This is a genomic window from Neorhizobium sp. P1_A6, assembly GCF_056406795.1.
The window spans coordinates 285,027-306,595 of record NZ_JBFTZM010000003.1 but is presented as its reverse complement, the minus strand read 5'-3'; the positions used below and the strand labels follow the sequence as shown (position 1 = coordinate 306,595).

General features: G+C 61.5%; 18 protein-coding genes. 16 read left to right on the top strand and 2 right to left on the bottom strand.

Translation table 11 applies throughout. The annotated features are described in order from the left end of the window. Positions 1-19: 19 nt before the first annotated feature. The 7 genes from rseP (at position 20) to lpxB (ending at position 8,159) form a co-directional block, all read left to right on the top strand. The gene (gene rseP / locus AC1D3C_RS08330) at positions 20-1,141 is read left to right on the top strand and encodes an RIP metalloprotease RseP (protein WP_038542608.1); all 1,122 of its coding nucleotides are present in this window, start codon (positions 20-22) and stop codon (positions 1,139-1,141) included. A gap of 197 nt (positions 1,142-1,338) precedes the next feature. Then, complete coding sequence (gene bamA / locus AC1D3C_RS08325; RefSeq protein WP_477482563.1) at positions 1,339-3,702, top strand: outer membrane protein assembly factor BamA; 2,364 nt, start codon at positions 1,339-1,341, stop codon at positions 3,700-3,702. Between the two features lie 51 nt (positions 3,703-3,753). Next, a complete protein-coding gene (lpxD, locus tag AC1D3C_RS08320; RefSeq protein ID WP_477482562.1) occupies positions 3,754-4,821 on the top strand; it encodes a UDP-3-O-(3-hydroxymyristoyl)glucosamine N-acyltransferase in 1,068 nt (355 codons plus the stop codon). Further along, entirely contained in the window at positions 4,814-5,281 is a 468-nt protein-coding gene (gene fabZ, locus AC1D3C_RS08315) for a 3-hydroxyacyl-ACP dehydratase FabZ (RefSeq protein WP_038542613.1), read from the top strand. Before lpxD ends, fabZ begins: the two co-directional genes overlap by 8 nt. Next, entirely contained in the window at positions 5,278-6,093 is an 816-nt protein-coding gene (gene lpxA / locus AC1D3C_RS08310; protein ID WP_038542615.1) for an acyl-ACP--UDP-N-acetylglucosamine O-acyltransferase, read from the top strand. Before fabZ ends, lpxA begins: the two co-directional genes overlap by 4 nt. A 6-nt stretch (positions 6,094-6,099) precedes the next feature. Then, complete coding sequence (locus AC1D3C_RS08305; protein WP_477482561.1) at positions 6,100-6,981, top strand: LpxI family protein; 882 nt, start codon at positions 6,100-6,102, stop codon at positions 6,979-6,981. After that, the gene (gene lpxB, locus AC1D3C_RS08300) at positions 6,981-8,159 is read left to right on the top strand and encodes a lipid-A-disaccharide synthase (protein WP_477482560.1); all 1,179 of its coding nucleotides are present in this window, start codon (positions 6,981-6,983) and stop codon (positions 8,157-8,159) included. The genes AC1D3C_RS08305 and lpxB overlap by 1 nt, the downstream gene beginning before the upstream one ends. Before the next feature lie 29 nt (positions 8,160-8,188). Here the strand turns inward: lpxB and gltA are convergent, their stop codons facing one another. Further along, positions 8,189-9,478, bottom strand: a complete 1,290-nt coding sequence (gltA, locus tag AC1D3C_RS08295; RefSeq protein ID WP_038542622.1) for a citrate synthase — start codon at positions 9,476-9,478, stop codon at positions 8,189-8,191. Between the two features lie 288 nt (positions 9,479-9,766). On the opposite strand from gltA, the gene AC1D3C_RS08290 reads away from it, so the two are divergent. Beyond that, positions 9,767-12,274, top strand: coding sequence for a ComEC/Rec2 family competence protein (locus AC1D3C_RS08290; protein WP_477482559.1), 2,508 nt, complete (start codon positions 9,767-9,769; stop codon positions 12,272-12,274). Here AC1D3C_RS08290 and lexA read toward each other — a convergent pair. Next, entirely contained in the window at positions 12,255-12,974 is a 720-nt protein-coding gene (lexA, locus tag AC1D3C_RS08285) for a transcriptional repressor LexA (RefSeq protein ID WP_477482558.1), read from the bottom strand. The two genes, AC1D3C_RS08290 and lexA, sit on opposite strands and share 20 nt — an antisense overlap. 200 nt (positions 12,975-13,174) lie before the next feature. On the opposite strand from lexA, the gene AC1D3C_RS08280 reads away from it, so the two are divergent. From AC1D3C_RS08280 to AC1D3C_RS08245, 8 genes are all read left to right on the top strand, one after another. Next, positions 13,175-14,044, top strand: coding sequence for a VOC family protein (locus AC1D3C_RS08280; protein WP_477482557.1), 870 nt, complete (start codon positions 13,175-13,177; stop codon positions 14,042-14,044). Between the two features lie 3 nt (positions 14,045-14,047). Continuing rightward, the gene (kdsA, locus tag AC1D3C_RS08275; protein ID WP_477482556.1) at positions 14,048-14,896 is read left to right on the top strand and encodes a 3-deoxy-8-phosphooctulonate synthase; all 849 of its coding nucleotides are present in this window, start codon (positions 14,048-14,050) and stop codon (positions 14,894-14,896) included. Positions 14,897-15,006: 110 nt separating this feature from the next. Beyond that, positions 15,007-16,281, top strand: coding sequence for a phosphopyruvate hydratase (gene eno / locus AC1D3C_RS08270; RefSeq protein WP_038542630.1), 1,275 nt, complete (start codon positions 15,007-15,009; stop codon positions 16,279-16,281). A gap of 163 nt (positions 16,282-16,444) precedes the next feature. After that, the gene (locus tag AC1D3C_RS08265) at positions 16,445-16,762 is read left to right on the top strand and encodes an FtsB family cell division protein (protein WP_038542632.1); all 318 of its coding nucleotides are present in this window, start codon (positions 16,445-16,447) and stop codon (positions 16,760-16,762) included. Positions 16,763-16,956: 194 nt separating this feature from the next. After that, positions 16,957-18,027 (top strand): pyruvate dehydrogenase (acetyl-transferring) E1 component subunit alpha, encoded by a 1,071-nt coding sequence (gene pdhA, locus AC1D3C_RS08260; protein ID WP_038542635.1) that lies wholly within the window; start codon positions 16,957-16,959, stop codon positions 18,025-18,027. An 18-nt stretch (positions 18,028-18,045) separates the two neighbouring features. Beyond that, entirely contained in the window at positions 18,046-19,440 is a 1,395-nt protein-coding gene (locus AC1D3C_RS08255; RefSeq protein ID WP_247033350.1) for a pyruvate dehydrogenase complex E1 component subunit beta, read from the top strand. A gap of 15 nt (positions 19,441-19,455) precedes the next feature. Next, positions 19,456-20,814, top strand: a complete 1,359-nt coding sequence (locus tag AC1D3C_RS08250) for a pyruvate dehydrogenase complex dihydrolipoamide acetyltransferase (RefSeq protein ID WP_477482555.1) — start codon at positions 19,456-19,458, stop codon at positions 20,812-20,814. 63 nt (positions 20,815-20,877) lie between these two features. Then, a complete protein-coding gene (locus AC1D3C_RS08245) occupies positions 20,878-21,516 on the top strand; it encodes an SGNH/GDSL hydrolase family protein (protein WP_477482554.1) in 639 nt (212 codons plus the stop codon). Positions 21,517-21,569 lie beyond the last annotated feature (53 nt).

Genomic DNA, 21,569 nt, shown 5'->3' with positions numbered 1-21,569 from the left:
TGTTGAAACGGAAACTTTGATGGCCATCCTCAGCTTCTTCACCGGCTACATCATCCCCTTCGTGCTGGTCTTGTCCCTGCTCGTCTTCGTGCACGAGATGGGACACTATCTCGTCGGGCGCTGGTGCGGCATCCGGGTAACCGCCTTCTCGGTCGGCTTCGGCCCGGAACTCATAGGCTTCACCGATAGTCACGGCACCCGCTGGAAGATTTCGGCGATCCCGCTTGGCGGCTACGTCAAATTCTTTGGCGACGAGGATGCCGCGAGCATGCCGGATGCGAGCGGCCTTGCGGGCATGAGCGAGGAAGACAAGGCGAGGACGCTCGCAGGCGCCAAGCTTTGGAAGAGGGCCGCCACCGTTGCGGCCGGCCCGATCGCCAATTTCATTCTGGCAATCGCGATTTTCGCCGTCCTCTTCAGCGTCTATGGCAAGGTGGTCGCCGATCCGGTGGTTGCCGAGGTTCAGCCGAATAGCGCCGCCCTTGCCGCTGGCGTGCAGCCCGGCGATCGGCTCGTGGCGCTCGACGGTTCGCGCATCCGGACTTTCGACGACGTGCGGCGTTATGTCAGCATCAGGCCGGAAACCCCGATCATCGTGACGGTCGAGCGCAACGGCCAGGATCTCGATCTGCCGATGGTGCCGAAGCGCTCCGAGGTCACCGACCAGTTCGGGAACAAGGTCGAGCTCGGCCTGATCGGCATCGTCACCAACGAACAGCGCGGCAATTTCCGCATCGAGACGTTCACGCCGCTGCAGGCCGTTGCCGAAGGCGTCACCGAGACCGGCCATATCGTCACCGGCACCTTCCGCTATATCGGAAATCTGGTGACCGGCCGGATGAAGGCCGACCAGCTCGGCGGGCCGGTCAGGGTCGCCCAGGCGTCGGGACAGATGGCTTCGCTCGGCTTTGCAGCAGTGGTCCAGCTGGCAGCCGTTCTTTCGGTCTCGATCGGGCTTTTGAACCTCATGCCTGTGCCAGTTCTGGACGGCGGCCATCTCGTCTTCTACGCGATCGAGGCCATCCGTGGCCGGCCGCTTGGCGCGGGAGCGCAGGAGATCGCCTTTCGTATCGGGCTTGCGATGGTTTTGAGCCTGATGGTGTTCGCGACCTTCAACGACATCAGCAATCTGATCGGCTGATGTCCTTCAAATCGTAAAAGAAACCGTTTGTTCACCATGTTTCCAACAGTTGCGTGGCCATTGGGTCACGCAAGGGAAGTAAGTAAACAGAAATTAACGCGATGCCTTGCTTGTAGGTCAAAAGAAGGTAAAACGACACACGTGGCCGGAGTCGGGCACCACCCGCCGAGGGACAACGGGAAAAGGTAAGAATTGAAATGAAGGCTGGTTCAAAGTTTTTGAACGCAGTGTCGGCGTTTGCGCTGTCTGCTAGTGTTGTTGCATCGGGCGCAGGTGTACTGGTACTTGCTTCCGCACTTTCTGCCGAAGCGGCGGTTATCCGGAACGTTCAGGTCCGCGGCGCACAGCGCGCCGGCGAGGAGGCCGTCCGTTCCAACCTGACCATCCGTCCGGGTGTCAACTTCTCCAACAACGACATCGATGAATCGGTCCGCAAGCTCTATTCGACCGGCTATTTCTCGGATGTCAAAATCAGTGTTTCCGGCAGCACGCTCGTCGTGTCGGTGAGCGAAAATCAGCTCATCAACCAGGTCGTGTTCAACGGAAACCGCAAGATCACCGACGAGAAGCTCCAGGCCGTGGTGCAGACCCAGCCGCTCGGCCCGTATAATCAGGCCCTGATCGATGCGGATATCCAGCGTCTGCGCGAAGCCTATCGTGCGATCGGCCGCAGCGACGTCCAGATCACCACCCAGACCGCTGACGTCGGCCAGGGACGCGTCAATCTCGCCTTCGTCATCAACGAAGGCGACCGCACCAAGATCGCCGACATCAATTTCGTCGGCAATCAGGCTTATGGCGATGGCCGCCTGAAGTCGGTGATCGTCACCAAGGAATCCGGTCCGCTGTCCTTCCTGACCCGCAAGGACGTCTATAGCGAGGACAAGCTGCGCGCCGACGAAGAAGCGTTGCGCCAGTTCTATTACAATCACGGTTATCCGGACTTCCGCGTCATCTCGTCGGAAGCTGTGCTCGACGCATCGGGCAACAAGTACAATATCAGCTTCACGGTTGAGGAAGGCCAGCGTTACGAATACGGCAACGTCTCGGTCGAATCTACCGTCCAGGGGATCAGCAGCGAGGACCTCGAAGGTCTGGTTAAGACCCGTGCCGGCAACGTCTACGACGCCCGCGAAATCCAGAAGACCATGGAAGCGATCTCCAAGCGCGTTGCCGCGGCCGGTTATCCGTTCGCCCGCGTCACGCCGCGCGGCGACCGTAATATGCAAAACCACACGGTCGGTGTTTCCTACCTGGTCGACCAGGGCGAGCGCGCCTACGTCGAGCGTATCGAAATCCGTGGCAACACCCGCACGCGTGACTATGTCATCCGCCGCGAATTCGATTTCAGCGAAGGCGACGCCTTCAACCAGGAAATGATCTCGCGCGCCAAGCGTCGCCTTGAAGCGCTCGGTTACTTCACCTCGGTCAACATCTCGACCTCGCAGGGCTCGTCGCCCGACCGCGTCGTCATCGTTGTCGATGTCGAAGACCAGCCGACCGGCTCGTTCGGTATCGGTGCCGGTTACTCCGCTGGCGGCGACGGCTTCCTGCTCGAAGCCTCGATCGAAGAAAAGAACTTCCTCGGCCGCGGCCAGTTCATCCGCGTTGCAGTCGGCGGTGGTCTTGACGAAGCCCGCAGCTACAATCTGTCGTTCACCGAGCCCTACTTCCTCGGTTATCGTCTGGCGGCCGGCTTCGACCTCTTCAAGAGCAAGACCTCGTCGAACAGCTATTACGATTACAACGAGCAGGGCGTTACCCTGCGCGTTACGGCGCCGATCACCGAAGATCTGGCGACGACGTTCCGCTACACCTACAAGGAAATCGAGTACTCCAACGACGGTGCCTTCGGCGCTGACGGCGTTCCTGGCACCGTAGACGACAATCTTTCGTCGCCTTACATCTCGATGATCGACAACGGCAAGTTCGTTCAATCGTCGATTTCGCAGACGCTGACCTACAATACGCTCGACAGCCAGACGCTGCCGCGCGAAGGCATCTACGCGACGATCACGCATGAATATGCAGGTCTCGGTGGCGACTCCGACTTCTACAAGATTTCCGGTCGTGCCCGTTACTTCCAGCTCCTGTCGACCGAAGCTGACCTGATCGGCTCCATCGCAGTCGGCGCCGGCCATGTGGTTTCCACCGGCGACAATCTGCATGTCTTCGATCAGTTCACGATCGGCGGTCGTCAGGTCCGCGGCTTCGAGAACGACGGTATCGGTCCGCGTACGACCGATCACGGCGACGCGCTCGGTGGCACGACCTACTTTACGGCCTCTGCCGAAATGACGATGCCGATGCCGGCTGTTCCGGAAGACTTCGGTCTGCGTGCTGCTGTCTTTGCCGATGCCGGTACACTTTACGGCAACGATGTTCCGCTCGGCACCAGCACCGCGCAGGGCACCAGCATGAACTGGCGTGCTTCGGTCGGTGCGGGTATCATGTGGGCGTCGCCGTTCGGCAACATCCGCTTCGACTACGCGCATCCCGTCATGAAGGAAGACTTCGACGAAACCCAGGAATTCCGGTTCAGCATGGCGAACCAGTTCTGATCATCTCCGCTCGCGATTGCGAGCGGAAATCTGTTCTGGAGCTTTAGCTTTATGGACCACAATGAATTCTTTCCGCCCCATGATGGCGTGAGCCTGCGCGAGTTGGCCGCCCTTCTTGGGGCCGAATTGCTTGATGGCGGCGCCGGAGATCGGCTGATCCGTTCCGTTGCGCCCGTTGCACGGGCCGGCGAAGGCGAGATCTGTTATATCCTGTCCCGGAAAAGCCGTCGCGAACTGGAAAGCTGCAAGGCTTCCGCGATTATTTGTGACACGGCGATCCGTTCCATCATCCCGGCCCATATCCCGGTTGTGCTGACCAAGACGCCGCACACGGCGTTTGCGCAGGCAGGTGCTTTCCTGCATCCGATCGCGATGCGACCGTCTCCGATCACCTCGTTTCCGCCGGGCATTTCGCCGGCCGCTTTCGTGGATCCAACCGCCAGGCTTGAACCCGGTGTCGAAGTCGAGCCTATGGCCGTGATCGGCGCGCGGGCGGAAATCGGCACCGGCAGCGTCATCGGCGCCGGCAGCGTCATCGGCGCCGACGTCAAGATCGGCCGGGATTGCACGATCGCTGCGGGTGCAAGCGTCGTTGCAGCTCTCATCGGCAATGGCGTGATCATCCATAATGGCGTTCGCATCGGCCAGGACGGGTTCGGTTTTGCGCCGGGTCCGAAGGGCATGCTGAAGATCGTCCAGATCGGCCGCGTCATCATCCAGGACAATGTCGAGATCGGCGCCAACACCACCGTCGATCGCGGCGCCATGGATGATACGGTCATCGGCGAAGGCACCAAGATCGACAATCAGGTTCAGATCGCCCACAACGTCCGCATCGGCCGCCATTGCGGCATTGCGAGCGGCGCAGGTATTGCCGGTTCGACGCGGATCGGCGACGGAGTATTGATCGGTGGCGCATCCGGTATTAATGGACACATCTCGATTGGAGACGGCGTGCAGATCGCCGCGATGAGCGGTGTGGTGGGGGATATTCCCGCCGGGGCGCGTTATGGCGGCATTCCCGCCCGCCCGATGCCGGATTTCCTCCGCGATACCGCGGAAGTCTTGATGCGTTCGGACGAGCGGGCGAAACGCAGAGGAGAGAAGAAGAATGACTGATGAGACCAAGCCGGTGCTCGGCGCGGCCGATATTCAGGAAATCATGAAGCTGCTGCCGCACCGCTATCCTTTTCTCCTGGTCGATAAGATCGTCGAGATCGATGGCGATAATTCCGCGATCGGCATCAAGAACGTCACCGCCAACGAGCCGCATTTCACCGGGCATTTCCCGGAGCGRCCGATCATGCCGGGCGTGCTGCTGATTGAAGGCATGGCGCAGACCGCCGGCGCAATCTGCGCCAGGAAGGAAGGCGAGGGTGGCAATCTCGTCTACTTCATGACCATCGACAATGCCCGCTTCCGCAAGCCGGTCGTGCCGGGCGACCGGGTCGAGTTCCATGTCACCAAGCAGAAACAGCGCGGCAATATCTGGAAATTCCATTGTGACGCGAAGGTAGACGGCGTACTTGTTGCCGAAGCCGATATCGGCGCGATGATCCGGCGCAAGGAAGAAGAATGAAAAGCATTGCAGCTAGCGCACGCATCCATCCGTTAGCTTTGGTCGAGGACGGTGCCGTCATCGGCGAGAATGTCGTCGTCGGCCCGTTTTCGCATGTCGGTCCGCGTGTGGTGCTGAAGGATGGCGTCGAGCTGGTTTCGCATGCTGTAGTGAGTGGCCGCACCGAGATCGGCCGCAACTGCCGAATTTTCCCGATGGCGATCATCGGCGGCGTCTCCCAGAGCCTTCATGAGGCTGGCGAGGATTCGACGCTGACGGTTGGCGATAATTGTACCATGCGCGAAGGCGTCACGATGAATTGCGGCACGGTCGGCGGCGGTGGCAAGACCGTCGTTGGCAACAACTGCCTGTTCCTCGCCAATTCGCACGTGGCGCATGACTGTCAGCTCGGCAACGACATCATCATGTCGAACAATGTCATGCTCGCAGGCCATGTCCATGTGGCGGACCGGGCGATCCTCGGCGGCGGCTGCGCCGTGCATCAGTTTACCCGCATCGGCCGCCAGGCTTTCATCGGCGGACTTACCGCCGTCAATTACGACGTCATCCCGTATGGCATGCTGAACGGCAATCCCGGCGTGCTCGGTGGTCTCAACGTGGTCGGCATGACCCGCGCCGGCATTGAACGGGCGACCATCCATGTCGTCCGCCGCGCCTTCAAGCAGATCTTCGAGGGCGAGAGCAACATCCGCGCCAACGCAGCGGCGATCCGTAACGACTACGCCGATTGCAAGGAAGCGATGGAAATCCTTGATTTTATCGCGGCCGATAGCGATCGCGCCATTTCCTCGACGTTCCGCGGCAAGGGCTGACCCGCGATGACCGGCCTCCCGAGCCTTGCGCCGAAGGGCCGGCTGGCGATCATCGCCGGGAAGGGCTTTTTACCACTCTATGTAGCAAAAGCCGCGCAGCAAGCCGGTGAAGCGCCGCTCATTCTCGCGCTCGCCAATGAATCCGATCACAGCTTTGATGGTTTCGAGGCGGTTTCCGTCGGCGTCGGCGATCTTGCCGCAATCGAGCGCCTGTTTCGCGACAAGGGCGTCACCCGCGTCATCCTCTCGGGAGGTGTGGCGCGAAGACCTGACTGGCGCGACATCCATCCAACCTTCCGCACCATCCTGAAAGTCCCCTCCGTGGTTCGCACGCTGCTGTCCGGCGGTGACGATTCAGTGCTCCAGATGGTCATCAAGCTCATCGAGGCGATGGGCTGCGAGGTGCTGGGCGCCCATGACATCGTCCCCGGCCTGCTCGCCAAGACCGGACCGCTCGGTGCTCATACGCCATCCGATGATGATCGCCGCGACATCGATCGTGCGTCCGAAGCCGCCAAGCGTCTCGGCGAACTCGATATCGGCCAGGGCGCCGTCTGCGTCGGTGGACGTGTCGTGGCGCTTGAGGGCGTCGAAGGCACGGACCGGATGCTCGAACGGGTGACGGCATTGCGCGCCGAGGGCCGCATTTCGGCCCGCCGCAAGGGCGTGCTCGTCAAGCTTTGCAAACCGCAACAGGATATGCGCGCCGACCTGCCGACGATCGGGCCGTCGACCGTCGAGAATGTCATCCGCGCCGGGCTCGCCGGTATCGCGGTGGAGGCGGGACGCGCGCTTGTGCTGGAAGAAGTGAAGATGATTGCCGCGGCCGATGCTGCCGGTATCTTCGTCTGCGGTATCGATCCCGGTCTGCCGCAAGGAGGATTGTGATGGTCAAGACTTTGAAGGTTGGCGTCATCGCCGGCGAAGTATCCGGCGATCTCCTCGGCGGCGACCTGATTGCGGCCTTGAAGGCAGCTTATGGCGGCGAGGTCGAACTCGTCGGCGTCGGCGGCGAGGCGCTCGAAGCGCAGGGCCTTGATCCGCTCTTTGATTTTTCCGAACTGTCGATCATGGGGATCACCCAGGTGATCGCCCGCCTGCCGAACCTGATCAAGCGGATCAACCAGACGGCGGCGGCCATCGTGGCTGCAAAGCCGGATGTGCTGATCATCATCGACAGCCCCGATTTCACCCATCGTGTCGCCAAGAAGGTAAGGGCCGCTCTGCCGGACCTGCCGATCGTCGATTATGTCTGCCCGAGCGTCTGGGCATGGAAGGAATACCGCGCCAAGGCGATGCTCGCCTATGTCGATCATGTCCTGGCTGTGCTGCCGTTCGAGCCCGAGGCCATGAAGCGTCTCGGCGGACCCGAAACAACATTCGTCGGTCACCGCCTGACCGCCGATCCGTCGCTCCTCAAGGTCCGCGGTATCCGTGCCGAACGCCCCGTAAAGGCGCAGGGCGAACAGAGGACGATCATGCTGTTGCCGGGCTCCCGGTCGGCGGAGATCAAGGCGCTTCTGCCGGTCTTCGGCGAGGCGGCCCGCCAGTTCGTCGCCCGCAACGGACCGACCCGTTTCCTGCTGCCGACGGTTGCCCGCCAGGAAAAACTGGTGCGCGAGATCGTTGCCGGTTTCGAGGTCAAGCCGGAGATCACGGCTGATACGGACGGCAAATGGGCGGCATTCGCCGAAGCCGATGCAGCGCTTGCAGCCTCGGGTACGGTTATCCTGGAACTCGGTCTTGCCGGGATTCCACTGGTCTCGGCCTATAAGACCGACTGGCTGATCACCATGCTCGCAAAACGCATCAGGACCTGGTCCGGCGCCCTGCCGAACCTGATCGCCGACTATGTCGTCGTGCCGGAATACGTCAACGAGGTGGTGCGGCCGGCAAGCCTGTGCCGCTGGGCCGAGCGCTTGTCCTCCGACACGATGCAGCGTCGCGCCATGATCGAAGGTTTCGATCTTACGTGGGAGCGCCTGCAGGTGCCCGTGCCGCCCGGTGAGGCCGCCGCCGGCATCGTTCTCCAGGTTATGGACACCAAAAAACCCGGCCATTTCTGACCGGGTTTTTATTTGGTTGTGATTGCCGATTAACGCTTGGAAACCGGGATGTAGTCGCGCTGCGCTTCGCCGGTATAGAGCTGACGCGGGCGGCCGATGCGCTGCTGCGGATCTTCGATCATTTCGGCCCACTGGGCGATCCAGCCGACGGTACGCGCGAGAGCGAAGAGCACGGTGAACATGGTGGTGGGGAAGCCCATCGCCTTCAGCGTGATACCCGAATAGAAGTCGATATTCGGGTAGAGCTTCTTCTCGATGAAGTACTCGTCGGTGAGCGCGATGCGCTCGAGTTCCATCGCGACCTGCAGCAGCGGATCGTCCTTGTGGCCGAGTTCGCCGAGCACTTCATGCGTGGTCTTCTGCATGATCTTGGCGCGCGGATCGTAGTTCTTGTAGACGCGGTGACCGAAGCCCATCAGACGGAACGGATCGTTCTTGTCCTTGGCGCGGGCGATATATTCCGGGATCTTGTCGACCGTGCCGATTTCCGTCAGCATGTTGAGCGCAGCTTCGTTGGCGCCGCCATGGGCCGGGCCCCAGAGGCAGGCAATGCCGGCCGCGATGCAGGCGAACGGGTTGGCGCCCGAGGAACCGGCGAGGCGGACCGTCGAGGTCGAAGCGTTCTGCTCATGGTCGGCATGCAGGATGAAGATGCGGTCCATGGCGCGCGACAGCACCGGATTGACCACATACTCTTCGCACGGAACCGCAAAGCACATGCGCAGGAAGTTCGACGCATAGTCCAGGTTGTTCTGCGGATAAACGAAGGGCTGGCCGATATGGTACTTATAGGCCATCGCGGCAAGCGTTGGCATCTTGGCGATCATGCGCAGTGAAGCGACCATGCGCTGGTGCGGATCGGTGATGTCGGTGGAGTCGTGATAGAAGGCAGACAGCGCCCCGACACAGCCGCACATGACGGCCATCGGATGGGCGTCGCGGCGGAAGCCGGTGAAGAAGCGGCTCATCTGCTCATGCACCATCGTGTGATGGGTCACGCGATAGTCGAAGTCCTTCTTCTGGGCAGCGGTCGGCAGTTCCCCGTAAAGCAGCAGGTAGCAGGTTTCCAGGAAGTCGCCGTGCTCGGCGAGCTGTTCGATCGGATAACCGCGATGCAGCAGGATGCCGGCGTCGCCATCGATATAGGTGATCTTGGATTCGCAAGACGCCGTCGAGGTGAAGCCGGGGTCGTAGGTGAAGGTGCCGGTGTGCTTGTAGAGAGCGCCGATATCGACCACATCGGGACCGATGGTCCCCGACTTGACCGGCAGATCGACTTGTCTGTCACCGATTACCAGATTTGCGCTTGTTTCCGTCATGCTGATCCTCCAACCTTTTGGCGGCATGGCGCCCTAAAAGCGCCACAAGAATTAAGCGTCCACCAGTTTAGCTATATGATCCTAAAGCTGATGCCAAGCTGTCGTGACGGCATTTTGTGCAGCGCGAAAAATTATTGAGCAACAGCTTTTGCTTGGATGTCCAACTTCCTGTTGCATGCCCTTTCGGTGGCTCGGAATTCCCGATATTTAACCGCCAGTTGACGACCGAAGAAGAAACGCGCAGGTTGTATTGCCGCATGTCTGGCGGTAGGGCGGACAGAGCGTTTCATGCCGGAGGAAAATGCATTTCCGACGCATGCCGAGGCAGGGAAACTGATATCCCGGCCGCCGGACCCCCGCATAAACACAAGCGCTCCCGACTCGGGCAAGCTCCGAAATCTGGCCGAGCTTTTCCCCGCGATCGAGCGCCGCCCGCCGGTCCATACGCTGGACGGTGGCTTTCTCCGCTCCGCGAGCCGGCGCCTCGATCGGCTGCGACGCCGTCTCCCGGTCATGCTGGAGGAGGAGACGGTTTATGGCCATGGCTTCCTTTTCCTGCCGGTCGTCGTCGGGGCAGGGGCCGTCTGCTGGTTCGCACTGCCCCATAACCCTGCGTTCTGGCCGTTTTTCCTCGTTTTTTGCGTATGTACGATCTTCGTCACCGTCTCGCGCCACCGCTCCGGCACGATCCATCTCTTGCCGCTCGGTGTCGCGCTCTTTCTGGGCGGCATGATGCTGGCACAGTTCGAGACGTGGCGGCGGTCCACCGTCGTTCTCGATACGCCGGTGACAACCGAACTTGCCGGCGTGGTCGAGCGCAGGGAGATCGATGCCCAGGGCCGTTGGCGTTATGTCGTCCTTATCGACCGGACATCCAATCCGGAAGTCAGGCGCCCGCCGGAGCGTGTATCGCTGCTTGCAAGGTCTCGACATGAGCCCGCCCAGATCGGCGAGACGATCAGCGGCCGCGCGCGCCTTTCACCACCCTCCGGACCTGCACTGCCTGGCCTCAACGACTTTGCCTTCTCCTCCTATTTCGACGGCATCGGCGCGGTCGGATTTTTTTATGGAGCGCCGAAAAAACAGGCTGCCGGTCCGTCGACCCGGAGCTGGATTGCCGACATCGAAAGCCGGCTTTTCGATCTCCGCAGCGCAATCGCCACCCGTATCCGCGAGACCGTGCCGGGAGATTCCGGCGCCTTTGCCGCGGCAATCGTGACGGACGAACGCCGGGCGATCTCCAAGGGAACGACCGAAGCTTTACGGCTTGCGGGATTAGCCCATATCGTCGCCATTTCCGGACTGAACATGGCGCTCGCCGCCGGTATCTTCTTCGTCGGCGTGCGGACCGCGCTCGCGGTCTTTATGGGCCTCGGCCACGCCTATCCGGTGAAGAAGATCGCCGCACTCGGCGCCCTGATAATGGTCACCGCCTATTACCTGATCTCCGGTTTCGGCGTTTCGGCCGAGCGGGCCTACATCATGATGGCAATCATGCTGGTTGCCGTCCTCTTCGACCGACCGTCGATCAGCCTGCACAATGTGGCGCTGTCCGCGCTCGTCATCATCGCCATGTCGCCCTCGGAAATGCTCGGGCCGAGCTTCCAGATGTCGTTTGCCGCCACCGTTGCCCTGGTCGCCGGTTACGCGCTCTGGAAACAGAGGGCCGAGGGCCGCGATCCTCAGCCTCTGCCGTTCCGTCACCGCATGGTGATGCCGATCCTGGCATCGTGGAATTTCGCAGCCGGCGTCTTCGTCACCTCGCTGATCGGCGGCGTTTCGACCGCGATGTTTTCGGTCGAGCATTTCCATCGCATCGCCACCTATGGCCTCGCCGCAAACCTCGCAGCCATGCCGATCATCTCCTTCGTGGTGATGCCGGCCGGTCTGGTCGGCATGCTGCTGATGCCCTTCGGCCTCGATGCTCCCTTCATGAAGCTCATGGGCCTCGGCTTGGAAGCGGTGATCGTTATTGCCAGGCACGTGGCTGCCTGGGGTGGCGATGTCGGGATAGGCCGCCAGCATCCATGGTTCCTGACGGTCTCAACGGCAGGCTTCCTGCTGCTGACCCTGCTCAGGACGAAGCTAAGGCTGATCGGTCCGCCGCTGATGGTGACCGCTCTGCTGCTTTCCTGGCATGAGCGATCGACGCCTCTGGCGGATATATTGGTCTCGGAAGACGGGACAATGGTGGCGCTCGTAAACGGGGAACGGGTTTCCACCAACCGCGCCCGCCCGCCTGATTTCATCTACGACCAGTGGAAGAGGGCGCTTCTGCTCGGCGACCCGACCAAACCGGACATGTCGCCAGCCAGAGACAAGCCGCCCGACCGCAAACCAGCAGGCGCAAAAAACGATAAGCGCCGTGAGTTGACCTCGATGGAACTCGAAACCGTGAGGTTGCGAATAAGCCAGGTGACTTCCGACCGCTTCACCTGCGAGCCTAAGGCCTGGTGCGCCGCAAGCACGGGCAATGCCATCATCGTGGCCGTCGAAGACGGCCGTTATGCCGGCGCTGCCTGCGACGCCGCCGATCTTGTCATCGCCCCGCGGGCACGCTTCGACCGATGCCGGTCCGGCGGACTGATGATCAATGGCACGACGCTCAGAAAGACCGGCGCGCTGGAGATTTCGCTGAACGGCACGGGCGACATGCGACGCTGGGAGGTCCGTGCCGCAATGGCGGCCGAGGACCGGCCCTGGACTAGGCACCGCCACTACGATTGGCGAAGCCAGAGTTTCGACAACGCGTTGCCGGAACCGCTCCGGCAGCTAATCAGTGATAACGGCGGATGAGGCCGACGAGCTTGCCCTGGATCTTCACCCGGTCAGGCCCGAAAATGCGGGTCTCGTAGGCGGGGTTGGCGGCTTCGAGCGCGATCGAGGCGCCGCGGCGGCGAAAACGCTTCAGCGTCGCTTCCTCATCGTCCACCAGCGCCACGATGATGTCGCCTGGATTGGCCGTCGTGCCGTTGCGAATGATCACGGTGTCGCCATCGAGGATGCCGGCCTCGATCATCGAATCGCCCTTGACCTCCAACGCATAATGCTCGCCGGAGCCGAGCATCTCGGCCGGCACGGAGATGTCATGCGTGTTGTTCTGGATCGCCGAGATCGGCACGCCGGCGGCGATGCGGCCCATCACGGGAACGGTCGTCGCGTTCGACGAGCCGTCATTGGCCGCGAGCTTCTGAGATGCTGCGGCCGGCTGCGGTTTGCCGAGGCTGCCCTCGATGACGCTGGGCGAAAAACCGCGCCGCGGCTGAATGCTCGGCGAATAGGCTTCCGGGAGCTTGATGACTTCCAGCGCGCGGGCCCGGTTCGGCAGGCGGCGGATGAAGCCGCGCTCCTCGAGCGCCGTGATCAGACGATGGATTCCGGACTTGGACGCAAGGTCGAGCGCGTCCTTCATTTCGTCGAATGACGGCGGGATACCGGATTCCTTCATGCGTTCGTGAATGAACAGAAGCAATTCCTGTTGTTTGCGCGTGAGCATCTTTTGGCACCCTCAGAGTCGGAAACAAATCCAGAACGGACACTATATGTTCCATATGTGTTCCGCAAGTCCCTAAATTTCTGTGAAGTATGATGATTTTTTCTTCATAGATGCGTGCCAGATATCTGGTGTCACACCACTTGCGCGGCGCCAGCCCGCTGCCAAAGTAGCTTTGCGATTCCAATTCAGGGGGCCCTCGCGTGAACGCAAGACCGATCGATCATCTCGTGCTGCCGGTGGCGGGACTTACCGCTGCGCGTTCCCGGCTCACGGCGCTCGGTTTTACAGTTGCGCCGGATGCTTTTCATCCTTTCGGCACCGCCAATGCTTGCGTGTTCTTCTCGGATGGGACCTACCTGGAGCCGCTGGCTCTTGCCAACCGACGCCATGCGGGTGTTGCGGCAAAGCGCGGCAACGTTTTCACGGCTCGCGATCTCGCCTTCCGCAAGACGTCCAACCGGCAGGGCTTTTCCGCTCTCGTTGTCGCGACCCGCGATGCGATGGCCGATCATGCGCGTTTCAAGATGCGCGGCGTTTCGGCAGGCGACGTGCTGGAATTTTCCCGCGGCATGATCCTGGCCGACGGTTCCGAGACGCAGGCGAGCTTCCGGCTGGCATTCGCCGGCGATGACCGCGCGCCCGAGTTCTTCCTGTTTTCCTGCCAGCGCATCAACCCGCTGCCTGCCGACCGCGAGCTGGAGCGGCATGCCAATACCGTCACCGGCCTGAGCGAAATCATCCTGTCGGCCCCGACACCTGCCGATTTCGCTCCGCTGGTCGAACAGGTGCTGCTGACCAAGGCCGCGCCGGAGGCTGCACCGCTCCAGCTTGCCGCGGCCAATGCCCGCATCCGGATCCTGCAGGATCGGGAGCTCGAGGCGGAATTTGCGGTTCAGCCGACCCCGGGCGCCGAAGGACTGCGCGGCCGGGCGGTCATCTTCAAAACCGCCGATCTTGCCGTGACAGAGATCACCCTTGCTGCTAATGACGTCGCATTCGTCCGCCGGGAGGGCCGTGTTCTCGTCTCGGCGGCGCCCGGCCAGGGTGTTTTGTTCGGCTTCGAGGAATAGATCATGGAAGTTACCGCAAACTCCAGCGTCTCCGTCGGCGAAGGAGGCGGCAAGGTGGTTTTCGCGCAGAACGCAAAACTGTCGCTGATCGCCGGTCCCTGCCAGATGGAAAGCCGCGACCACGCCTTCATGATGGCAGGCGCGTTGAAGGAACTCTGCAGCAAGCTCGGCATCGGCCTCGTCTACAAGTCCTCCTACGACAAGGCCAACCGCACGTCGATTTCCGGCAAGCGCGGCATCGGGCTCGAAGCAGCCATGGAAATCTTTGCCGACCTCAAGAAGGAGTTCGGTTTCCCGGTTCTGACCGACATTCACACGGAAGAACAATGCGCTGTCGTCGSAAAGACGGTGGACATCCTGCAGATCCCGGCTTTCCTGTCACGCCAGACGGACTTGCTTGTCGCCGCTGCCAAGACCGGCCGCGTCGTCAACGTCAAGAAGGGTCAGTTCCTGGCACCCTGGGACATGAAGAACGTGCTCGGCAAAATCACCGCGAGCGGCAATCCCAACGTATTGCTGTGCGAACGCGGCGCCTCCTTCGGCTACAATACACTCGTTTCCGACATGCGTTCATTGCCGATCATGGCGTCCATGGGGGCTCCGGTGATCTTCGACGCGACGCATTCTGTGCAGCAGCCTGGCGGGCAGGGAGGCTCTACCGGAGGAGACCGCAGCATGGTGCCGGTCCTTGCACGGGCAGCGGTTGCCGTCGGCATTGCGGGCCTGTTCATCGAAACTCACGAGGATCCGGACAATGCTCCCTCGGACGGCCCGAACATGGTGCATCTGAAGGACATGCCGCAGCTCCTCGAAAAGCTGCTTGCCCTCGACGCCGTCGCCAAGGCGGCGTGAGCGCGCCCACAAAAAGCACGCAAACTGCTTCGATTGTAATTTTCGTGTCATTGATTATGAGACATTTTCAGTGACCTCGTGACGTCAAGTCCAAACCCAGGGAGAGACCCTTGACCGCCATCACCGATATCATCGCCCGCGAAATTCTCGACAGCCGCGGCAATCCGACCGTTGAGGTGGATGTCTATCTGGAAGACGGTTCGATGGGCCGTGCGGCCGTTCCGTCGGGCGCCTCCACCGGCGCACATGAAGCCGTCGAACTGCGCGACGGCGGCAAGCGCTACCACGGCAAGGGCGTCGAAAAGGCGGTCGAAGCCGTCAATACCGAGATCTTCGATGCGATCGGCGGTTTCGATGCCGAGAGCCAGATCCATATCGACAAGACGATGATCGCGCTCGACGGCACGCCGAACAAGTCCCGCCTCGGCGCCAATGCCATCCTCGGCGTCTCGCTCGCCGTCGCAAAGGCTGCCGCCGAAACCTCCGGCCTGCCGCTCTACCGTTATGTCGGCGGTCCGAACGCGCATGTCCTGCCGGTTCCGATGATGAACATCATCAACGGCGGCGCTCATGCCGACAACCCGATCGACTTCCAGGAATTCATGATCATGCCGGTCGGCGCCGACACGCTGAAGGACGCCGTGCGCATGGGCTCGGAGATCTTCCACGTCCTGCGGAAGGAACTGGCGGCCCAGGGTCACAACACCAATGTCGGCGACGAAGGTGGTTTCGCACCGGGCCTGAAGAGCGCGCCGGAAGCCCTCGATTTCATCATGAAGTCGGTCGAGAAGGCCGGCTATACCCCAGGCGACGACGTCTGCCTGGCGCTCGACTGCGCCTCGACCGAATTCTTCAAGAACGGCAAGTACGAGATGGAAGGCGAGGGCCGCACGCTCGAGCCGGAAGCCATGGCCGATTACCTCGCCGAGCTTGCAGCAAAGTACCCGATCATTTCGATCGAAGACGGCATGGCCGAAGACGATTGGGCCGGCTGGAAGTACCTGACCGACAAGATCGGCGCCAAGTGCCAGCTCGTCGGCGACGATCTGTTCGTCACCAACTCGTCGCGCCTGCGCGATGGCATCAGGCAGGGCGTCGCCAATTCGATCCTGGTCAAGGTTAATCAGATCGGCTCGCTGTCGGAAACGCTCGATGCCGTCGAGACTGCCCACAAGGCGGCCTATACCGCCGTCATGTCGCACCGCTCGGGTGAAACCGAAGACTCGACGATTGCCGATCTCGCCGTCGCCACCAATTGCGGGCAGATCAAGACCGGCTCGCTGTCGCGCTCCGACCGGCTTGCCAAGTACAACCAGCTTATCCGCATCGAGGAAATGCTCGGTCCGCAGGCCGTTTATGCCGGCCGCAGCGTCCTGAAGGCCTGACAGCCTCCCAGGCTCGACATTTTCATGGAAGCCCGCGCCGAAAGACGCGGGCTTTTTTCGGACTCGATTCTGGTCAACGATTGCTTAAGCAAGTTCTGCGAATTTGAAGCTCTGTTTCGGATCGATTTGAGATCCCGTAAGCGTGGCAAGGCGTTAGAGCGGCATGTGGACAAAGCATCATAAGAAAAGAAAATTCGGCCGTTTTGTTCTTCCCGCCATCACAGTCGCGTTTCTTTGCTACTTCGGCTATCATTCCATCCACGGCGATCTCGGCCTGATCGCCACGGAGGAATTCGAACGTCAGCGGCAGGCGCGTGCAGGCGAGCTCGCAAAGTTGACCGCACGGCGCGAGACGCTGGAGCGGCAGGTTCAGCTGATGAGCGATGGTTCGCTTGACAAGGATATGCTTGACGAGATCGCCCGTTATCAGCTGAACGTCTCGCGCGGCGACGAAATCGTCATCTTCAACAACTACTTCTAAATTAACCGAAATCCAGTTAATTTCATATTTCTGTAACCTTTTCATAGTGTTGCATGGAATGTGAGCCATGCGTTTATGGCATTGCTGGGGCAGCTTTTCTTGCCTATGGTACGCCCCGAAACCAGAGTGGGAATCTGGCGATATACGTCAGAGCGTAATCTCGCTCTCAACGCAGAACTCAAAGGGAGGGATGAATGGCGCCGACAAAAACCGCGTCTGTATCCGGCCGCAAACCAGCGGCAAAGTCTGCAATCAAATCAGCCTCGAAATCCTCCGCCAAGGAGTTTACGGGCAAAAACACCCCGGATTTCGGCAAGGATCAGGATCTTCACGCCTATCGTGAGATGCTGATGATCCGCCGTTTCGAGGAAAAGGCCGGCCAGCTCTACGGCATGGGCTTCATCGGTGGTTTCTGTCACCTCTATATCGGCCAGGAAGCTGTCGTCGTCGGCATGCAGATGGCGCAGCAGGAGGGTGACCAGGTTATCACCGCCTATCGCGACCACGGGCACATGCTGGCAACCGGCATGAGCGCGCGTGGCGTCATGGCGGAGCTGACCGGACGCAAGGGCGGCTATTCCAGGGGGAAGGGCGGCTCGATGCACATGTTCTCCAAGGAAAAGCATTTCTACGGCGGCCACGGCATCGTCGGCGCCCAGGTTTCGCTCGGAACCGGTCTCGCCTTCGCCAACAGGTATCGTGGTAACGACAGCGTCTCGGTCGCCTATTTCGGCGATGGCGCGGCCAACCAGGGCCAGGTCTACGAGAGCTTCAACATGGCGGCCCTCTGGAAGCTGCCGATCGTCTATATCGTCGAGAACAACCGTTATGCGATGGGCACCTCGACGGCCCGTGCGACGGCGCAGTCGAACTACTCGCTGCGTGGTTCCGGCTTCGGCATCCCCGGCATCCAGGTCGACGGCATGGACGTTCGTGCCGTGAAGGCCGCCGGTGACGAGGCGCTCGAGCACTGCCGCTCCGGCAAGGGCCCGATCATTCTCGAAATGCTCACCTACCGTTATCGCGGCCACTCCATGTCCGACCCGGCGAAATATCGCTCCAAGGACGAAGTGCAGAAGATGCGCTCCGAGCACGACCCGATCGAGCAGGTGCGCCTGCGCCTCATCGAAAAGGGCTGGGCGACCGAAGACGAGCTGAAGGCGATCGACAAGGATATCCGCGACGTCGTTTCGGATAGCGCCGATTTCGCCCAGGCCGATCCGGAGCCGGATCCGTCCGAGCTCTACACCGACATTCTGCTCTGATCGCGGGGAGGGAACCCAATGCCAATCGATATCCTGATGCCCGCCCTTTCTCCGACCATGGAGGAAGGCACGCTCAGCAAGTGGCTGAAAAAAGAGGGTGACAAGGTCACCTCCGGCGACGTGATTGCCGAAATCGAGACCGACAAGGCGACCATGGAAGTGGAAGCCGTCGATGAAGGCGTGATCGGCAAGCTGCTGGTCGAGGCCGGCACCGAAAACGTCAAGGTCAACACCAAGATCGCCGTGCTCCTGCAGGACGGCGAGAGCGCTGATTCGATCGGCTCCGCGGCTCCTGCCAAGGAGGCGCCGAAGGCGGCTCCGCAGGTCGAACAGGAAGAAAAGCCGACCGCGACCGGTTCGGCATCCGCCCCGGTCCCGGCCCAGCCGAAGGTCGAGGCCGCTGCCGATCCGGATATCCCGGCCGGTACCGAAATGGTCATGACCACCGTTCGCGAAGCACTGCGCGACGCGATGGCCGAGGAAATGCGCCGCGACGAGAACGTCTTCGTCATGGGTGAGGAAGTCGCCGAATACCAGGGCGCCTATAAGATCACCCAAGGCCTGCTGCAGGAATTCGGCGCTCGCCGCGTGGTCGATACGCCCATCACCGAACACGGCTTTGCCGGCGTCGGCGTGGGTGCCGCGATGGCGGGCCTGAAGCCGATCGTCGAGTTCATGACCTTCAACTTCGCCATGCAGGCGATCGACCAGATCATCAACTCGGCCGCCAAGACGCTCTACATGTCCGGCGGCCAAATGGGTGCGCCGATCGTGTTCCGCGGCCCGAACGGTGCCGCCGCCCGCGTCGGCGCCCAGCACAGCCAGGATTATGCCGCATGGTATAGCCAGATTCCGGGCCTCAAGGTCGTCATGCCGTATACCGCAGCCGACGCCAAGGGTCTCCTGAAAGCGGCCATCCGCGATCCGAACCCGGTTATCTTCCTCGAAAACGAAATCCTCTACGGCCACCAGTTCGAGGTGCCGAAGCTCGACGATTTCGTCCTGCCGATCGGCAAGGCCCGCATCCACAAAAAGGGCAAGGACGTTACCATCGTGTCCTTCGGCATCGGCATGACCTATTCCCTCAAGGCAATCGCCGAGCTGGAAAAGGAAGGCATCGATGTCGAACTGATCGACCTTCGCACCATCCGTCCGATGGATCTGCCGACTGTCATCGAATCGGTCAAGAAGACCGGCCGCCTGGTCACCGTCGAGGAAGGCTATCCGCAGTCGTCGGTCGGCACCGAAATCGCCACCCGCGTCATGCAGCAGGCCTTCGATTATCTCGATGCGCCGATCCTGACGATCGCCGGCAAGGACGTTCCGATGCCTTATGCGGCCAATCTCGAAAAGCTGGCGCTGCCGAATGTCGGCGAAGTCGTCCAGGCGGTGAAAACCGTCTGCTACAAATAAGGGAAGGATGTTTCGATGCCAATCAACATCACCATGCCTGCCCTGTCTCCGACCATGGAAGAGGGCAATCTTTCCAAGTGGCTCGTCAAGGAAGGCGACAAGGTCAAGTCCGGCGACGTGCTCGCCGAGATCGAGACCGACAAGGCGACCATGGAAGTCGAATCCGTCGATGAGGGCACCGTTGCCAAGCTCGTCGTCGCGGCCGGCACCGAGGGCGTCAAGGTCAACGCGCTGATCGCCATCCTCGCCGCCGATGGCGAGGATGTCTCGGCTGCCGCCGCCGGCGGTGGCGCTGCCCCGGCTCCGAAGGCCGAGGCTGCACCCGCTCCGAAGGCGGAAGCCGCTCCGGCTCAAAAGGCGTCCGAACCGGCGCCTGCTGTCGCGACACCGGCTCCGGCTGCTGCCCCGGCATCGTCGTCCGGCGCAAAGACCTTCTCGTCTCCACTCGCCCGTCGCCTCGCAAAGGAAGCCGGCCTCGATCTTTCGGCCGTTTCCGGCTCCGGCCCGCACGGCCGTGTCGTCAAGGCCGATATCGAAAAGGCAGTTGCCTCCGGCGGCGCAAAGGCTGCTCCGGCTGCAGCTCAGCAGACTGCCGGCGCACCGGCTCCGGCCATGGCCAAGGGTCCGGCGGACGATACCGTCCTGAAGCTTTTCCCCGAGGGGTCGTACGAGCTTCTGCCGCATGACGGCATGCGCAAGACGATCGCCTCGCGCCTCACCGAGTCGAGCCAGACGGTTCCGTCCTACTTCGTCTCGATGGATTGCGAGCTCGACGCACTGATGAAGCTGCGCGCCGAGATCAACAAGTCTTCGCCGATGAAGAAGACCGACAAGGGCGATGTTCCCGCCTTCAAGCTGTCGGTCAACGACTTCATCATCAAGGCGATGGCGCTCGCTCTGCGCGATGTCCCAATGGCCAATGCTTCCTGGACCTCGACGGCCCGCGTGCTGCACAAGCATGCAGACGTCGGCGTGGCCGTATCCATCCCGGACGGGCTGATCACCCCGATCGTCCGCAAGGCCGAAACGAAGACGCTGTCCGTCATCTCCAACGAGGTGAAGGATCTTGCGAGACGCGCCCGCGACAAGAAGCTGAAGCCGGAAGAATACCAGGGCGGCACGACATCCGTGTCCAACCTTGGCATGTTCGGCGTCTCCAACTTCACCTCGATCGTCAACCTGCCGCAGGCCTCGATCGTCTCGATCGGCGCAGGCGTCGAGAAGCCGATCGTCAAGAACGGTGAAATCAAGGTGGGCACGGTCATGACCGCAACTTTCGCCTTCGACCACCGCGTCATCGACGGCGCGCTCGGTGCGGAACTCGCGTCCGCCTTCAAGCGCTACATCGAAAACCCGATGGCGATGCTGGTGTAATCGTGTTCTCCCTCCCCCTTGCGGGGAGGGTGTCCGCGAGGGAGGGGTATCGGAGGTGCTTCCATGAAAACCGTTCTGTGCTTCGGCGACTCGCTTACCTGGGGTTTCGATCCTGAAGGGCCGGGCCGGCATGCGTTCGAGGACCGTTGGTCGAGCGTCCTCGGGACTGCGCTCGGGTCTGGCGTCACCGTCATCGCCGAGGGGCTGAACGGCCGCACGACGGGTTACGCCGATCACCTTGCCGACTGCGACCGCAACGGCGTCACGAACCTGCCGACTGTGCTGCATACCCACATGCCGCTGGATCTGGTGATCATCATGCTCGGCACGAACGACATGAAGCCGATGATCGCCGGCACTGCCCATGCGGCGCGTGCCGGCATTCAGCGTCTGGTGGGGCTGATCCGTCACCACGAATATTCGTTCGACTACGACGCGCCGGATATCCTGATCGTTTCGCCGCCGCCGCTCTGCGAGACCGCCGACCCGATTTTTTCGGCGATCTTCAAGGGCGGCATCGAGCAGTCTTCGATGCTCGCATCGCTCTATCGGGACCTCGCGGACGACCTCGGCTGCGGTTTCTTCGATGCGGGATCGGTCGCGAAAACGACGCCGATCGACGGCGTACATCTCGATGCAGAAAATACCCGCGCGATCGGACGCGGCCTTGAGCCGATCGTCCGGATGATGCTGGGTCTCTAGAACAAGATTTCCCGAGGCGGGCCGCCTGGAGCTGGCTCCCCAATGAGAAGGCA

Bases quoted from the DNA above. Each gene is read 5' to 3' on its own strand.
- rseP (WP_038542608.1), top strand. From the start codon at position 20: ATGGCCATCCTCAGCTTCTTCACCGGCTACATCATCCCCTTCGTGCTG.
- bamA (WP_477482563.1), top strand. From the start codon at position 1,339: ATGAAGGCTGGTTCAAAGTTTTTGAACGCAGTGTCGGCGTTTGCGCTG.
- lpxD (WP_477482562.1), top strand. From the start codon at position 3,754: ATGGACCACAATGAATTCTTTCCGCCCCATGATGGCGTGAGCCTGCGC.
- lpxA (WP_038542615.1), top strand. From the start codon at position 5,278: ATGAAAAGCATTGCAGCTAGCGCACGCATCCATCCGTTAGCTTTGGTC.
- AC1D3C_RS08305 (WP_477482561.1), top strand. From the start codon at position 6,100: ATGACCGGCCTCCCGAGCCTTGCGCCGAAGGGCCGGCTGGCGATCATC.
- lpxB (WP_477482560.1), top strand. From the start codon at position 6,981: ATGGTCAAGACTTTGAAGGTTGGCGTCATCGCCGGCGAAGTATCCGGC.
- gltA (WP_038542622.1), bottom strand. From the start codon at position 9,478: ATGACGGAAACAAGCGCAAATCTGGTAATCGGTGACAGACAAGTCGAT.
- AC1D3C_RS08290 (WP_477482559.1), top strand. From the start codon at position 9,767: ATGCCGGAGGAAAATGCATTTCCGACGCATGCCGAGGCAGGGAAACTG.
- lexA (WP_477482558.1), bottom strand. From the start codon at position 12,974: ATGCTCACGCGCAAACAACAGGAATTGCTTCTGTTCATTCACGAACGC.
- AC1D3C_RS08265 (WP_038542632.1), top strand. From the start codon at position 16,445: ATGTGGACAAAGCATCATAAGAAAAGAAAATTCGGCCGTTTTGTTCTT.
- pdhA (WP_038542635.1), top strand. From the start codon at position 16,957: ATGGCGCCGACAAAAACCGCGTCTGTATCCGGCCGCAAACCAGCGGCA.
- AC1D3C_RS08255 (WP_247033350.1), top strand. From the start codon at position 18,046: ATGCCAATCGATATCCTGATGCCCGCCCTTTCTCCGACCATGGAGGAA.
- AC1D3C_RS08250 (WP_477482555.1), top strand. From the start codon at position 19,456: ATGCCAATCAACATCACCATGCCTGCCCTGTCTCCGACCATGGAAGAG.
- AC1D3C_RS08245 (WP_477482554.1), top strand. From the start codon at position 20,878: ATGAAAACCGTTCTGTGCTTCGGCGACTCGCTTACCTGGGGTTTCGAT.